This is a genomic window from Terrabacter sp. AAH1 (genome assembly GCF_054456855.1).
Window position 1 is genome coordinate 403,204 of the sequence record NZ_JBTJJV010000001.1, and the last position, 14,576, is coordinate 417,779.

A 14,576-nucleotide genomic window follows, 5' to 3' on the forward strand; every position below is an offset into this window, starting at 1 on the left:
GCGCCGACCCTAGTGCGCTGCGCCCGGGTCCGAGGCTGCGGCCAGCACGTCGAGGTCACGAACCGCGTAACGGTGGTGCTCCCACTCCTCCTCGAGGATCGTGTGCAGGCACGACAGGACGGTCTCGTCGACCTCGGGAGCGTGCGGGTTGCGTCGTGGCTCGGCGAGCCCGGCAGACGAGATGCCCGCCAGGTGCTCTCGCACCATCGCCTGGCGTCCGGCCCGGGCCTCGAGGATCTCCGAGTGGGTCGGCGTGCGGTCCGTGAATGCCGACGCGTGGTGGGCCTGCGTCTCACCGTCGTCGTTGGGCAGCCCCAGCGGATGGAAGGGCTGGTCGAGGCCCAGGACGCCCCGACCGAGCCACGTGTCGGTGGCCGTGACCAGGTGCCTCAGGGTCTGCGCCAGCGACCACTCGCCGTCCACCGAGGAGTCGACGGCGCCCGGAGCCATCGCCGTCGCGCGCGCGAGCGTGGCCTCCCACGCAGCCTCCACCGCCGCCCAGGCGTCACGCAGGCCGGCGGGACTCGTCGCCGACCGCAGCTCGCGGCCGGGGAAGCGACGGTTCAGCTCCGCGTCGACGAGGGGGACGACGTCCACGCCGTTGACGAGCAGGCGGGCGCCGCCCTTCATCAGCCACGGCGAGTCCACCTCCATGCCCGCGACCTCGCTGCCCCGCACGACGACCCCGCTCAGGTCGCACCCGACGAAACGCGTGCCGCGCAGGTTCCGGTCGCGCACCAGCCGTGCGCCACGGCCCTCCTGCCCTCCCAGCCCGTCACGTCCACCCGTGTCCGCGTCCTCGACCCGCCCGTCGTCCATGGGGAGACCATGGCACGGCCCGCCGACACGGCATACGCGGGCGACCCCCCGAACGGCGACCGCAGGGGGAAGGCCGGCTACACGTTGAAGCGGAACTCCACCACGTCGCCGTCGGCCATGACGTAGTCCTTGCCCTCGATGCGCACCTTGCCGGCCGCCTTGGCCGCGTTCATCGAGCCGGCCGACACGAGGTCGTCGAAGCTGACGACCTCGGCCTTGATGAAGCCGCGCTTGAAGTCGGTGTGGATGACGCCGGCCGCCTGCGGGGCGGTCCAGCCCTTGCCGATCGTCCAGGCGCGCGACTCCTTGGGGCCGGCCGTGAGGTAGGTCTGCAGGCCGAGGGTGTGGAAGCCGGTGCGGGCGAGCTGGTCGAGGCCCGACTCGTCGGCGCCGAAGCTCTGGAGCAGCTCGAGCGCTTCCTCGGGCTCCATCTCCATGAGGTCCATCTCGAGCTTGGCGTTGAGGAAGACCGCGTCGGCGGGCGTCGCGAGCTCGCGCAGGGAGGCCTGCAGCTCGGCGTCGGAGAGCTGGTCCTCGTCGAGGTTGAAGACGTAGATGAACGGCTTCGTCGTGAGGAGTCCGAGCTGCTTGGCCTCGCCGAGGTCGATGCCCGCGGCCGCGGCAGCGGCGTACAGGGTGTGGCCCTCCTCGAGGATCTTCTGCGCGGCCTGCGCGAGCTCGAGGGTCGCCTTCTTGTCCTTGTTGATCCGGGCCTCCTTCTCGAGGCGCGGCACCGCCTTCTCGAGGGTCTGGAGGTCGGCGAGGATGAGCTCGGTGTGGATCGTCTCGATGTCGCCGGCCGGGCTGACCTTGCCGTCGACGTGCACCACGTCGCCGTCCTCGAAGGCGCGCACGACCTGGCAGATGGCGTCGGCCTCGCGGATGTTGGCGAGGAACTTGTTGCCCAGGCCCTCGCCCTCGCTCGCGCCACGCACGATGCCGGCGATGTCGACGAAGCTCACGGTCGCGGGCAGGATCTTCTCGGACCCGAAGATCTCGGCGAGCGCACCGAGCCGGGCGTCGGGCAGCGGTACGACGCCGACGTTGGGCTCGATCGTCGCGAACGGGTAGTTCGCGGCGAGCACGTTGTTCTTGGTCAGCGCGTTGAAGAGCGTCGACTTGCCGACATTGGGGAGACCGACGATTCCGATGGTGAGTGCCACGGGGTCAGGAGTCTACCGGCGCTGGGACCGGCTCCGGACCACGCCGCCTGCCGTGCGGCCCGCATCACTCGAGCGTCCACTCCCAGCCGGGCTGCCAGGCGAACGGGGCACCGACGAGCTGCTCGAGCGGCGTCCCGTCGAGGAGGTGCTGCAGCGCCCACCGGTTGGCCGAGTGGGCGACGAGGAGCACGCGCTGCCCCTCGTGGTGACGCCGCAGGTCGTCGAGGACGGTCGCCGTGGCCTCGACGACGTCGCGGTAGCTCTGCCCGCCACCGGGGAACGGGACGTCGACGTGGTCGAGTCGCACGCGGTCGAGGTCGGCGACGGTCCCGCCGTTGAGCACGCCGTAGTCGCACTCGCGCAGGCGCTCGTCGGCGACGAGCGGCACCCCGCTGCCGGCATACGCGAGGTGCGTGGTCTCGACGGCACGACCGAGGTCGGAGCTCCAGACGGCCGCGAACCCGCCGGCCGGGCGACGCCGCCCCAGCTCTGCAGCAAGGCTGCGGCCTTGGGCGGACAGGCGTCCCGGCAGCCAGCCGGTGGCGATCCCCGCCTCGTTGTCCTCGGTGATCGAGTGGGTCTCGTAGACGAGCTCGACGGCCACGGAGCGGCTCCCCTCAGCGCGGCATCCGCACGCCGCAGAGCTGGCGTGACTGGGCCACGAGGTTGCCGGCGGAGTCCCAGATCAGGGCGTCCTCCTCCATCATCCCGCCGCCGAGCGTCTCGCTCGACAGCGAGACCCGCAGCCACCCGGGCGCGGGACGGCGGCGGATGTGGCCGGTGAACTCGAGGGTCGGGGTCCAGCCGAGCAGGCCGAGGTCGAACGCCACCGGGGGGAGCGCGTCGAGCGCCATCATGAGCATCGTCGTGTCGGGCTCGCGGCCGTCGCGCAGCCGCAGCCAGCCACGCATGACGCCGCGCATCGACGGCTTGCCGAGGGCCCAGCCGGCCGTCGAGGGGTCGAGGCGCAGGTCGAGGCGCTCGAGGAACTTCGCGTTCGCGAGGAAGTCGGGTGGCGCCTGCTCGGCGGAGAGGCACCGGTCGGGCGGCGGCAGGTCCGGTGGGCCGGCCTGGCGCTGCACCTCGAGGTCGGTGAGGTTGCCGAAGGACCCGATGGCCCGCATGCGCTCGACCGGCTGCCCGTCGTCGCCCGCCTGGTGGATCGCCATCTGCCCGGTCGAGAGCGTGCGGCCGCAGCGCATCACCTCGGTGGTGACGGTGAAGGGGCCGGGCCGGGAGGCGGTCATGAAGTAGGCGGAGAGCACCACCGGGTCGACGTGCTCGGTGGTCTCGGTCGGGTCGGCATCGAGGTGCCCGCCGAGGGCACGCAGCGCGGTGGCCATGACGAGGCCGCCGTTGACGGCGTTGCCGATCATCCACTCCTCGTGGAAGGTCCCGTGCCACGTCGTCGGGTCGTCGCCGGCCTCGAGCCGGGTCGCGTCGTCGTACTCGCTCACGGGTCAAGGTCTAACAGACGCACCCGACCCCGTATGCCGGGGTGTCGCCTCCGCCACTGTCGGCGCCCTCTGCGACGGTGTGCGCATGGACACCACCGCGCTGCTCGTCGGGCTCCTCCTCGGCGGACTGGTCGGCGCCGTCGTCGCCTGGCTCGCGGCACGGTCGGCCCTGCTCGCCCGGTCCGCTGCGGCCGAGGCCGAGCGTGACGTGCTGCGCGAGCGCGTCGGCGACCTCGAGGCCGCACGCGAGGTAGACGACGCGACGGCGGCCCTCCTCGCCCCGCTGCGCGACACCATCGGGCGCGTGGAGCGCCAGGTCGGCGCGCTCGAGCGTGACCGCTCCGTGCAGTTCGGCCAGCTGGGCGAGCGTCTCACCGAGGTGGGCCGCTCCACCGAGTCGCTCCGTTCCGAGACGGCGACGCTCGCGAGCGCCCTCAACGCCTCGACGGTGCGCGGCGCCTGGGGCGAGGTGCAGCTGCGCCGGGTGCTCGAGCTGTCGGGACTCATCGCGCGCTGCGACTTCGACGAGCAGGTCACCCGCGTGAGCCGCCACGGCGCGACGGTGCGGCCCGATGCCGTGATCAACCTCCCGGGCTCGCGCCACGTCGTCGTGGACTCCAAGGCGCCGATGGCCCACTTCCTCCAGGCGCACGGCGACACCGTGTCCGAGGTCGAGCGGGCCGAGCTGCTCGCGGCCCACGCCACGTCGCTGCGACGCCACGTCGAGAGCCTCGCCGCCAAGGCGTACTGGACGGCCTTCGACCGGTCGCCCGAGGTCGTCGTGTGCTTCGTGCCCGGCGAGGCCATCCTCGCGACCGCGCTCGCCGACGACCCCGGCCTCTACGAGCACGCCCTGGCCCGCAAGGTCGTGCTGGCCTCCCCCGGCACCCTCTTCGCGGTGCTGCGCACCATCGGCGCCATCTGGCAGCAGGACGCGCTCGAGCAGAACGCCCGCGAGCTGCTGGTCATCGGCCAGGACCTCTACGCGCGGCTCGCCACGCTCGGCGGGCACGTGACCACGATGGGCCAGTCGCTCTCGCGCTCGGTCGAGCAGTACAACAAGTTCGTCGGCACCCTGGAGTCGAGGGTGCTCGTCACGGCGCGACGCATGCACGAGCTGCACCTGACGAGCGAACGGCCGCCCGAGCTCCTCCCCCTCGAGGTGGCGCCCCGGTCGCTCAGCTCGGCCGAGCTCACCGACGACCTGGGCCGCGACGCCCGCGACGACGCCTTCCTCGAGCGCGCCGCCGGCGAGCGCGGCGAGCAGTCGGCCTGACGACTCGGCGGTCGATGTCCGTTTTGTCCGGAAAATGGACACCCGTTGGGCGGCAACGGAAAATACGCGCGTGAGAACAGGTGCAGCGTGACCGGGGCGGGGGGCCCGGGTCCTGAGCGGCCCGGCGGTCCGGGTCGACGCGTCGGACCGTACGAGCAGAGCCTGCGCGAGTCGCGCGAGCGGGTCGAGGCCGCCGTGCGTGAGCGGGCGAGGCGACGTCGGCGCACGCGCGTGGCCGTCGGCGTCGCCGTCGCCGTGGTCGTCGCGGGCCTGGGCTACGGCGCGTACCGCTACCTCGGAGCCTCCGACGTCCCGACCGCGTTGCCCACGACGGCCCCGCGGCCCACGTCGTGCACCGACCCCGTCAAGGTCCGGGTGTCGGCAGCGCCTGCGATCGCCCCGGCCCTCGCTGCCGCGGTCGACGACCTCGCCAAGCAACCCGATGCCCCGTGTGCCGCCTTCACCGTCGACTCCGACGAGCCCTACGCGGTGGCGGGTTCGCTCGTCGGCGCCGGGCGCCCCGACGCCTGGGTCACCGACTCGACGACCTGGCTGAACCGGGCGAGCAGCGTCTCGGGTGCCGGCCTCGACGCCGGTGAGCCCTTCGCCTCCAGCGCCGTCGTCATCGCCATGAAGGACGCCCAGGCGTCCGCCCTCGGCAACCGCCTGGGCTGGGCCGACCTGCTGGGCGGGTCGGTGCAGATCCGGATCCCCGACCCGCGCCGCTCCGCGGTCGGCCAGGCGGCCGCCTCGGTCGCGGTTCCGCTGGTGCCGCAGGCACGCCTGCGAGCCGTCGCCGCTGCTGCCGGGGCGTCCGGCAGCGCCGTCTCGCTGGAGGAGGTGGCGACGTCGGACGGGCGCGTCGGCGCCGCGGTCACGCTGCCCCAGCTCGTCGCCTGGAACACCGCGCACCCCGACCAGTCCCTGGCCGCCGTGGCCCCGGCCGAGGGAGCCCCCGCCGTGGAGTACTCGGTCGTCTCGCTCGCCACGGACGCCGCGAAGAAGCCCCTCGTGGCGGCACTGCAGAAGCACCTGACGTCGGACGGCACCCGAAAGCTGCTGCAGGACAGCGGCTTCCGCACGAAGGCGGGCGATCCGGCCCAGCCCTCACCCCTCTACGGCACGATCTCGGTCGCCGGCGAGGCCGGCGGCGCCCCGCTCGCCACGGCGTCGAGTCTCTGGGCAGCCTCGTCGAAGCGCACCCAGGCGCTGATCGCCGTCGACGTCTCCGGCTCGATGCTCGAACGCGACAAGGAGGGCAAGCGGCTCGACGTCCTCCAGCGCGCGACCGTCCGCGCCGTCGGCGGTGCGAACCCCGACACCACCGCGTCGCTGTGGATCTACTCGCAGCACATCGGCGCACGCGGTGACGACTTCCGCCAGCTCGTCGACTACACCCCGCTCGGCGACGCCGCGCGGGTCGCCGGCTTCGACAAGGCGGTGGCCGGTCTGGACTCCTTCGTCGGCGGTGGCAGCGGCCTCTACGACACGATCGCGTCGACCTACGACCGCGCGAAGAGCACGTGGCGGGCCGGCTACACCAACACGGTGGTCATGGTCGTCGACGGCCCCAACGAGGACGACTTCGGCCTGAGCCTCGAGCTGCTCAAGCAGCGGCTGACCGCCGCGAAGGACCCCGCGCGACCGGTGCGGCTCGTCGTGCTCGGCCTCGGCGACCGCGTCGAGGCTTCGGCGATGCGCCAGGTCGTGGCCATCACCGGGGGCCAGTTCGTCGCCGCCCCGTCGCTGGACCGGTTGCAGCCGGCCCTCGTCAGCGCCCTCGGGGGCTGACCGCCCGCGGTGGCCGCCGGACGGCCCCCGGCCGCCCGCTCGGGGCACCGGGCTCTCAGTGGAGCGAGCCGGCGTCCTCGAAGGCGGCGTCGTGGCGCACCGTGCCCGAGTCCTCACCCTTGCGGGCCTTGAGGTCGCGGCGCAGCTCGTTGGGCAGTGAGAAGAGCAGCGACTCCTCCGCGGCGACCACCGCCTCCACGTCGGCGTAGCCGCGCTCGGCGAGCCAGCTCAGCACGTCGCGCACCAGCACCTCCGGCACGCTCGCGCCGGAGGTGACCCCGACGGTGCCCACACCCTCGAGCCACTCCTCCTGGATCTCGTCGGCGAAGTCGACGAGGTGCCCGTCACGCGCGCCGTGCTCGAGGGCCACCTCGACCAGGCGCACCGAGTTCGAGGAGTTGCGCGACCCGACGACGATCATGAGGTCGGTGTCCTTGGCCATCTGCTTGACCGCGAGCTGGCGGTTCTGGGTGGCGTAGCAGATGTCGTCGGAGGGCGGGCTCTGCAGGGCGGGGAACTTCTCCTTGAGGCGCGCGACCGTCTGCATCGTCTCGTCGACCGACAGCGTGGTCTGCGAGAGCCACACGACCTTCTCGGGGTCGCGGACGGTGACGTTCTCGACGTCGTCGGGACCGTCGACGAGGGTGATGTGCTCGGGCGCCTCACCGGCCGTGCCGACGACCTCCTCGTGGCCCTCGTGGCCGATGAGCAGGATGTCGAAGTCGTCGTCGGCGAACCGCACCGCCTCGCGGTGCACCTTCGTCACGAGGGGGCAGGTGGCGTCGATCGTCTTGAGGCTGCGGGCCTTCGCCTCCTCGTGGACGACCGGCGCGACGCCGTGCGCCGAGAAGATGACGGTCGCGCCCTCGGGCACCTCGTCGGTCTCGTCGACGAAGATGGCGCCGCGCTTCTCGAGCGTGGTGACGACGTGCTTGTTGTGCACGATCTGCTTGCGCACGTAGACGGGCGGGCCGTAGAGCTCGAGGGCCTTCTCGACGGTCACGACGGCCCGGTCGACGCCGGCGCAGTAGCCGCGCGGCGCCGCGAGGAGGACCTTCTTGGCGGACGTCTGGTCGGCGGGCTGGATCATGGCCCCATCGTAGAGGGCTGCTCACAGCCCGCCCCGATCCCCCGGTCCCGCCCGGGCGACCGACCGAGCAGGCCGCAGCCCACCGGGAGGAGGTGCCGGAGGGTTGTGACCGGCCCGGTAGGTTGCGGGGCCTAGGGTGACGCGGGTGAGCATGACCAGCCCGCTGCCCGACAAGGCCGCCGACACCACGGCCGAGCAGCCGTGGCCGGTGCGGGTGCTCAGCCTCAAGATCTCCGACTACGTCGACCGGATGAGCCAGCTCTGGGTCGAGGGGCAGGTCGTGCAGTTCAACCCGCGGGGCGGCACCGCGTTCCTCACGCTGCGCGACCCCGACGTCGACATGTCGCTGTCGGTGTCGGTGCCGATGAACGCCGTCAACGCCATGCCGATCCCCCTGGCGCAGGGCGCCCGGGTCGTGCTCCAGGCCAAGCCGACCTTCTGGACCAAGCGCGGCACGCTGCAGCTCGAGGCCCGCCAGATCCGTCCCGTGGGCATCGGAGACCTGCTCGCGCGCGTCGAGATCCTCAAGCGGACGCTGGCCGCCGAGGGCGTCTTCGACGCCGAGCGCAAGCGACCGATCCCGTTCCTGCCGCGGCGCGTGGGGCTCGTCACCGGCCGCAGCTCGGCCGCGGAGAAGGACGTCGTCGAGAACGCCCGGCGTCGCTGGCCCGGCGTGGTGTTCGAGATCCGCGAGGTGGCGGTGCAGGGCACGTCCGCGGTCACCGAGGTCGTCGCGGCCCTGCGCGAGCTCGACGCCCTGCCCACGGTCGACGTCATCGTCATCGCGCGCGGCGGCGGCGCCCTCGAGGAGCTGCTCCCCTTCTCCAACGAGGCGATGATCCGTGCGGTCGCCGAGGCCCGCACCCCGGTCATCAGCGCCATCGGCCACGACGTCGACCAGCCGCTCCTCGACCTCGTGGCCGACTGGCGCGCGTCCACCCCGACCGACGCCGGCAAGAAGGTCGTGCCCGACGCGGCCCGCGAGCGCAGCACCGTCGACGGGGCCCGCGACCGGCTCCGGCGCGCCCTCGGGCGCCGCGTCGAGTCCGAGAGGTCGGGGCTGCGTGCGCTCGTCTCCCGACCCGTCATGGCCGACCCCGTCGCACTCGTGCGGGCGCGTCGCCAGGAGGTCGCCGCCCTGCGCACGAGGGCCACCGCGCGCATCGAGGCACGGCTGCACCGTGCGGCCGACCAGACCGAGCACCTGCGCCGGCAGGTCGTCGCCCTCTCCCCGCAGTCGACCCTGGAGCGCGGCTACGCCGTCGTGCAGCACCGCGACGGCCGCATCGTCATGGACCAGGACGACGTGGGCGTCGGTGAGCTGCTGCGTGTGAGGGTCGCTCGGGGCGACTTCGGCGTGCGACCGGTCAGCGACGGCGCCGACGAGACCTCGGAGCGTGGGGCACCGCGTACGCGATCGGCGGGCGACGGGACGTCGGCTGCCCGGAAGACCGCGCGCGCCACGACCCGGGCGACGACCTCGCGCAGGACGGCCGCGACGCGGAGCGCGACCGAGGCCGTCGTCAAGGAGGGCGTGAAGCAGGCGGCACGCAAGCCGACCGCCAAGCAGGTCGGCAGGGCGGCGAGGAAGACGACCGGCTCTGCTCCCACTGGCTCTGCCGAGGCCCTCCCCCTCGACCCCCAGGAGTCTCCCGGCGGCGACGGCGGCGCCGTCGGCGACGTCACCCGCAGGTCATAGGGTGGCGCCCATGGCTGACGCGACCTCGACCGACGGCACGTTCCCCGACATCGCCGAGATGCGCTACGAGGACGCCCGCGAGGAGCTCATCGGCATCGTCGCCAAGCTCGAGGCAGGGCAGGCGCCCCTCGAGGACTCCATGCACCTGTGGCGCCGCGGCGAGGCGCTTGCCGCCCACTGCAGCACGTGGCTCGACGGAGCGCAGGCCGAGATCGAGCGTGCGACCCGGCCGGCAGCCGCGCCCTCGACCGGAGGGTCGGCGGGCAGCTCGGCCGGCAGCACCACCGGCACGTCCACCGGGGCCGCCCCTGCACCGCTGCACGCCGACGACGCGGTGTTCGACGACGAGGACGCCTGACGGCGCCTGACCTCAGGTCGTGGGCGACGGCGACGGACTGACGACCGGAGCGGGCGGCACCGGCGCCAGCGCCGCGACGAACGCCTTGAGCTCGTCGTCGGACGCCGTGCCGCTCGCCACCAGCGTCAGCCCCTTGGCACCGGTGCCGCGCACGAGGTACGCGACCTGCCCGGCGTCCTGGGCGACGAAGCGTTCGAGGGAACGACCCGACACCTGAACGGTGCCGGCCGGCGTGCCGTCGCCCACCGACCGGCGCACCCAGCCGTCCGTCACCCGGACCGCCTGCTTGAGCGCGATGTCCTTGCCGCCCGGCGTCGTCCACACCGTCGTGAAGGTGGGCACCCCCTCGGTGCCGGGAGCGTACGTCGCGACGGTCGGGACCCAGCCGTCGCCCAGGCCCTTGGGCAGCTGGACCGGCCAGGCCGTCTGCGCCGCGACCTGGCCCGCCTTGGCCGCCGCGTCGACGGCGGGGCGCTGCACCGACGTGATCCGCGGGACGATCGCCACGAGCGCAAGCACGAACAGGCCGATGACGAGCATCGAGCGCAGCATGTTCGGCAGGGTCCCCATCGAGTAGCGGCTCTTCGCCGGAGCCGGAGCCGGAGCCGGAGCCGCACCGGGTGCCGCAGGGGTTCCCGGCGTCGGGTCCGTCCCAGGCGCCGGCGAACCGGGCGCGGCAGTCTCGGTGGGCTCGGTGGGCTCGGTGGGCTCGGTGGGCTCGGTGGGCTCGGTGGGCTCGGTGGGCTCGGTGGGCTCGGGGGGCGTTGAAGGGACCGCGGACGACGGTGCGGACGACGGGGGTGTCGACGGCGTCGACGGGGTGCTCATGTCGTCCATGGTCGCCGACGTGCGGACGCCGTCCAAACCCGGGTGGGGCCACCGCTAGGCTGGCGCCGACTCGTTCTGCGCCGACGGAGGACCTTGATGAAGCACAGCCAGCCGGATCGCAACCTCGCTCTCGAGCTGGTTCGTGTCACCGAGGCAGCAGCCATGGCCGGCGGCCGCTGGGTGGGCCGCGGTGAGAAGAACAAGGCCGACGGCGCCGCGGTCGAGGCCATGCGCGCGATGATCTCGACCGTCAGCATGCGCGGGGTCGTCGTCATCGGCGAGGGCGAGAAGGACAACGCCCCGATGCTCTTCAACGGCGAGCAGGTGGGCGACGGCACGGGCCCTGAGGTGGACGTCGCCGTCGACCCCATCGACGGCACGACGCTCACGGCCAAGGGCATGAACAACGCGGTCGCCGTCATGGCCGTCGCCAACCGGGGTGCGATGTACGACCCGTCCGCCGTGTTCTACATGGACAAGCTCGCGACCGGCCCCGAGGCGGCCGACGTCGTCGACATCCGCCTCCCGGTCGCCGAGAACATCCGGCGCGTGGCCAAGGCCAAGAACGAGACCCCGGCAGACGTCACCGTGGTCATGCTCGACCGGCCCCGCCACGACGGCCTGGCCCAGGAGATCCGCGACACGGGCGCCCGCATCCGCTACATCGTCGACGGGGACGTCGCGGGTGCCGTCATGGCCGCCCGCCCCGGCACCGGTGTCGACCTGCTCCTCGGCATCGGCGGCACCCCCGAGGGCATCATCGCCGCCTGCGCGATCAAGTGCACCGGCGGCGTCATCCAGGGCCGCCTCTGGCCCAAGGACGACGACGAGCGCCAGAAGGCCATCGACGCCGGCCACGACCTCGACCGGGTGCTGGCCACCGACGACCTCGTCACCGGCGAGTGCTTCTTCGTCGCGACCGGCATCACCGACGGCGAGCTGCTGCGCGGCGTGCGCTACGGCGCCAAGTCGGCCCGCACCAACTCCCTCGTCATGCGCTCGCGCAGCGGCACGATCCGCACCATCGACAGCGAGCACCGCTTCGATCGCCCGGGCTGGTTCGGCAGCGCCGACATGATCGAGGACTGAGCACCGCCATGAGCCAGCCCACCCCCGTGCACACGCTCGTCATCGGCGAGGCCCTCGTCGACGCCGTCACCACACCGGGTGGCGCCACCGAGGAGCACGTCGGCGGCAGCCCCGCCAACGTCGCGTTCGGCCTCGCCGCGCTCGACCACCCCGTCGACCTCGCGACGTGGATCGCCACCGACGAGCGCGGACGCCGCATCGAGGACGTATGCCGTGAGCGAGGGGTCGCCCTGACCGCCGGCTCCCAGGGCGCACCCTTCACGTCGGTCGCCTACGCGACCCTCGACGACACGGGCGCCGCGACCTACGTCTTCGACCTCGAGTGGCAGGTGGCCTCGGTCCCCGGCCTCACGGCATACGGCCACGTCCACACCGGCAGCATCGGCGCCGTGCTCGAGCCCGGTGGCAGCCAGGTGCGCGAGATCCTCGCGGTCGCCCGCGGGCTCGGAGCCACGGTGTCCTACGACCCCAACGCCCGGCCGGCGCTCATGGGGCTGCCCGAGCAGGCCCGGCGCACCATCGAGGAGTCCATCCGTCTCGCCGACCTCGTGAAGGTCAGCGACGAGGACATCGCCTGGCTGTGCCCGGGAGAGTCCGAGGACGACGTGCTGCGCGGCTGGGCCAAGCTCGGCCCGTCGGTGATCGTCATGACCCGTGGCGGTGAGGGCGCCGTGGTGCGGGTCAGCCGCACCGGCGAGCAGCAGGCCCTGCCGGCGCCCCACGTCGACGTCGTCGACACCGTCGGCGCGGGCGACTCGTTCATGGCCGGACTCGTGTCGGGACTCCTCGACGCCGGACTGCTGGGCGGCCCCGAGTCGCGGGCCCGTCTGCAGCAGGCCGGTCTCGCCGACGTGCTGCCGGCCGTCGAGCGGGCCCTGGCCACCGGTGCGCTCACGGTGGGCCGGGCCGGCGCGCACGCGCCCACCCGCTCCGACCTGACCTGACCTGACCTGACCCGGCCGGCCCGGACCGGACCGGAGCCACCTGCGGTCGGCTCTCGACCCCCCGACCCGGGCCTGGGGCAAACCGTCTCGAAGTGCACCAGACCGGACAGATCGGTCATTCGACAAGATGCCTCGGGGTCAGGCACCATTCTGCGCGAGCCGCCGGGTAGTTTTGGCCGGTGGTTCACCCTGACGCCCCGGTGCCGGGGCGTCCTCATGTGAGGAAACCTCGTGTCCAACCCCACCCCTCCACAACGCCCGATGGGGCCGTACGAGAAGAGCCTGGTCGAGAGTCGGGCCAACCGTAAGGCGCTCGAGGCGAAGATCGCAGCAGCACGGCGCAACCGCATCATCGCGGCCGTGCTGGGTGTCGTGCTGCTCGCCGGCGCCGGCCTCGGCGGCTTCGTCTGGTGGCAGGGCCGCGAGTCCACGCCCGTGGCCGCCCTCACGGCGACCCCGGGCAAGAGCTGCCCCGAGCGGACGCCGGTGTCGCTCTGGGTGTCGGAGGCCGCGCAGCCCGCGGTGCTCGCGCTCGCCAAGGAGTACCAGGCCGACCCGCAGTCCCCCTGCGTCGACTACGTCGTGCGCGGCAAGGCACCCATCGAGGCGATGATCGGCCTCGGCCAGGGCCAGCCCGACCGGCCCGACGGGTGGATCCCCGACTCGCCGCGCTGGGTGGAGCGCGTCAACGAGACGGCCAAGCTCAACGCCAAGCCGGCGGGCGCCTTCGCGAAGAGCCCGCTCGTCATCGCGATGGACCCGCTGCAGGCCGGCACGCTCGACGGCCAGCCGAAGTGGCTCGACCTCGTCGCGTCCGACAACCCGATCCGCATGACCGACCCCCGCTCCACGACCGCCGGCATGCTGACGCTCGCGTCCGCCCTGCCGAAGCTGTCCGCCGAGCAGGGCCGCGTCGTCATCCCCAAGCTGGCGAAGGGCTCGGCTCCCTCGATCGACGACCTGTTCGGCGCCTACAACGCCTCCCCCGACAAGGCGTCGGCGTTCCCGGTGTCGGAGGCCGACCTCATCGACCACAACCGGCTCTTCCCCGACCACAGGATGGTCTCGGTGACCCCGAGCGAGGGCACGCCCGCCTTCGAGTTCTCCCTCGTCAACGTCGCGACCGACCCGGTGCGCGACCAGGCGGTCGAGCTGCTCCGCGCGTACCTCATGACGCCGAAGGCGGCCAAGATCTTCGCCGAGTACGGCATCCGCTCGACGGCGGTCCCGGTGACGATGCCGACCCCCCAGGGCAGCGTCGGCGAGGTGAAGATCGGCGCCACGCCCGACGCGGCCGCCGTGACCGCCGCCACCGACGTCTGGCAGACGGCCACGACCGACTTCTCGCTGCTGTCCGTCTTCGACGTGTCCGGCTCGATGAAGGACAAGGTCGGCAACACGACCCGCGTCGCGATCACGCAGGAGGCGGCCGGCATCGCGCTCGCCGCCCTGCCGAAGACGACGAAGCTGGGCCTCTGGGCCTTCTCCATCGGGCTCGGCGGCTCCGTCGACTACAAGGAGCTCGCCCCGATCGGCCGGCTCGACGACGACAGCCACCGGGCGCAGGCGGCCACCGCGGTCGCGTCGCTCTCCAAGAACGTCGGCGGCGGCACCGGCCTCTACGACACCATCTGGGCCGCGTACCAGAAGGTGAAGTCGCAGTACGACCCCCAGCGGGTCAACGCCGTCGTCATCCTGACCGACGGACGCAACGAGGACCCGAACGGCATCTCGCTCGAGCAGCTCAAGGCCAACCTGCGCGCCGCGAGCGACCCGAGCAGGCCGATCGCCATCACCACGATCGGCATCGGCCCCGACGTCGACCCGAACGCGCTGTCGCAGATCTCGAAGATGACGTACTCCGACTTCTACGCCGCTCCCTCGCCCGCCGACATGACGACGGTCCTGGCCCGGGCTCTGTTCGACCACAAGTGCAAGAACGGTCGCTGCGTCTGACCCGTCCCGTCACACCGTTCACACCCGAAACAGCTCGCGGCCCCCGGTCCTCCGGGGGCCGCGAGCTGTTTGTGGGTAGGTCACGGTGCAGTTTCACCCACTGGAC

13 protein-coding genes are annotated in these 14,576 nt (G+C 72.9%); 7 read left to right on the forward strand and 6 right to left on the reverse strand.

The window, feature by feature from the left end:
- Window positions 1-9 precede the first annotated feature (9 nt).
- The 4 genes from ACXR8F_RS01870 to ACXR8F_RS01885 all read right to left on the reverse strand — a co-directional run bounded on the left by ACXR8F_RS01870 (window position 10) and on the right by ACXR8F_RS01885 (window position 3,439).
- Complete coding sequence (locus ACXR8F_RS01870; protein ID WP_458798529.1) at window positions 10-819, reverse strand: DinB family protein; 810 nt, start codon at window positions 817-819, stop codon at window positions 10-12.
- A 77-nt stretch (window positions 820-896) separates the two neighbouring features.
- The gene (gene ychF / locus ACXR8F_RS01875) at window positions 897-1,982 is read right to left on the reverse strand and encodes a redox-regulated ATPase YchF (RefSeq protein WP_458798530.1); all 1,086 of its coding nucleotides are present in this window, start codon (window positions 1,980-1,982) and stop codon (window positions 897-899) included.
- Between the two features lie 64 nt (window positions 1,983-2,046).
- Window positions 2,047-2,586 (reverse strand): histidine phosphatase family protein, encoded by a 540-nt coding sequence (locus tag ACXR8F_RS01880; protein ID WP_458798531.1) that lies wholly within the window; start codon window positions 2,584-2,586, stop codon window positions 2,047-2,049.
- A 13-nt stretch (window positions 2,587-2,599) separates the two neighbouring features.
- The gene (locus ACXR8F_RS01885) at window positions 2,600-3,439 is read right to left on the reverse strand and encodes a thioesterase family protein (protein ID WP_045191854.1); all 840 of its coding nucleotides are present in this window, start codon (window positions 3,437-3,439) and stop codon (window positions 2,600-2,602) included.
- Between the two features lie 85 nt (window positions 3,440-3,524).
- On the opposite strand from ACXR8F_RS01885, the gene ACXR8F_RS01890 reads away from it, so the two are divergent.
- On the forward strand, window positions 3,525-4,715 hold the full coding sequence (locus ACXR8F_RS01890; protein WP_458798532.1) for a DNA recombination protein RmuC: 1,191 nt from the start codon (window positions 3,525-3,527) through the stop codon (window positions 4,713-4,715).
- An 87-nt stretch (window positions 4,716-4,802) separates the two neighbouring features.
- Window positions 4,803-6,506, forward strand: coding sequence for a substrate-binding domain-containing protein (locus tag ACXR8F_RS01895; RefSeq protein WP_458798534.1), 1,704 nt, complete (start codon window positions 4,803-4,805; stop codon window positions 6,504-6,506).
- A 55-nt stretch (window positions 6,507-6,561) separates the two neighbouring features.
- On the opposite strand, the gene ACXR8F_RS01900 is transcribed toward ACXR8F_RS01895, so the two are convergent.
- A complete protein-coding gene (locus ACXR8F_RS01900) occupies window positions 6,562-7,596 on the reverse strand; it encodes a 4-hydroxy-3-methylbut-2-enyl diphosphate reductase (RefSeq protein WP_458798535.1) in 1,035 nt (344 codons plus the stop codon).
- Window positions 7,597-7,747: 151 nt separating this feature from the next.
- Between ACXR8F_RS01900 and xseA the strand changes: the two genes are divergently transcribed.
- Together xseA and ACXR8F_RS01910 are read left to right on the forward strand one after the other, a co-directional pair.
- The gene (gene xseA / locus ACXR8F_RS01905; protein ID WP_458798826.1) at window positions 7,748-9,295 is read left to right on the forward strand and encodes an exodeoxyribonuclease VII large subunit; all 1,548 of its coding nucleotides are present in this window, start codon (window positions 7,748-7,750) and stop codon (window positions 9,293-9,295) included.
- A gap of 10 nt (window positions 9,296-9,305) precedes the next feature.
- On the forward strand, window positions 9,306-9,653 hold the full coding sequence (locus ACXR8F_RS01910; protein ID WP_082081025.1) for an exodeoxyribonuclease VII small subunit: 348 nt from the start codon (window positions 9,306-9,308) through the stop codon (window positions 9,651-9,653).
- A gap of 12 nt (window positions 9,654-9,665) precedes the next feature.
- Here the strand turns inward: ACXR8F_RS01910 and ACXR8F_RS01915 are convergent, their stop codons facing one another.
- Window positions 9,666-10,481: a DUF4245 domain-containing protein gene (locus tag ACXR8F_RS01915; RefSeq protein ID WP_458798536.1), complete on the reverse strand. Its 816-nt coding sequence runs from the start codon at window positions 10,479-10,481 to the stop codon at window positions 9,666-9,668.
- A gap of 96 nt (window positions 10,482-10,577) precedes the next feature.
- On the opposite strand from ACXR8F_RS01915, the gene glpX reads away from it, so the two are divergent.
- From glpX to ACXR8F_RS01930, 3 genes are all read left to right on the forward strand, one after another.
- On the forward strand, window positions 10,578-11,570 hold the full coding sequence (gene glpX, locus ACXR8F_RS01920; RefSeq protein ID WP_045191858.1) for a class II fructose-bisphosphatase: 993 nt from the start codon (window positions 10,578-10,580) through the stop codon (window positions 11,568-11,570).
- Between the two features lie 8 nt (window positions 11,571-11,578).
- Window positions 11,579-12,514 (forward strand): carbohydrate kinase family protein, encoded by a 936-nt coding sequence (locus tag ACXR8F_RS01925; protein ID WP_458798537.1) that lies wholly within the window; start codon window positions 11,579-11,581, stop codon window positions 12,512-12,514.
- Between the two features lie 231 nt (window positions 12,515-12,745).
- Window positions 12,746-14,470 carry a substrate-binding domain-containing protein gene (locus ACXR8F_RS01930; RefSeq protein ID WP_458798538.1) on the forward strand — a complete coding sequence of 575 codons (1,725 nt, stop codon included), beginning with the start codon at window positions 12,746-12,748 and terminating at the stop codon, window positions 14,468-14,470.
- The last annotated feature ends 106 nt before the right edge of the window (window positions 14,471-14,576 follow it).

What these genes read in the sequence shown, in the direction of transcription:
- ACXR8F_RS01870 (WP_458798529.1), bottom strand. Translation starts at nt 819, where the DNA reads ATGGACGACGGGCGGGTCGAGGACGCGGACACGGGTGGACGTGACGGG.
- ACXR8F_RS01890 (WP_458798532.1), top strand. Translation starts at nt 3,525, where the DNA reads ATGGACACCACCGCGCTGCTCGTCGGGCTCCTCCTCGGCGGACTGGTC.
- ACXR8F_RS01900 (WP_458798535.1), bottom strand. Translation starts at nt 7,596, where the DNA reads ATGATCCAGCCCGCCGACCAGACGTCCGCCAAGAAGGTCCTCCTCGCG.
- xseA (WP_458798826.1), top strand. Translation starts at nt 7,748, where the DNA reads ATGACCAGCCCGCTGCCCGACAAGGCCGCCGACACCACGGCCGAGCAG.
- ACXR8F_RS01910 (WP_082081025.1), top strand. Translation starts at nt 9,306, where the DNA reads ATGGCTGACGCGACCTCGACCGACGGCACGTTCCCCGACATCGCCGAG.
- ACXR8F_RS01915 (WP_458798536.1), bottom strand. Translation starts at nt 10,481, where the DNA reads ATGAGCACCCCGTCGACGCCGTCGACACCCCCGTCGTCCGCACCGTCG.
- glpX (WP_045191858.1), top strand. Translation starts at nt 10,578, where the DNA reads ATGAAGCACAGCCAGCCGGATCGCAACCTCGCTCTCGAGCTGGTTCGT.
- ACXR8F_RS01925 (WP_458798537.1), top strand. Translation starts at nt 11,579, where the DNA reads ATGAGCCAGCCCACCCCCGTGCACACGCTCGTCATCGGCGAGGCCCTC.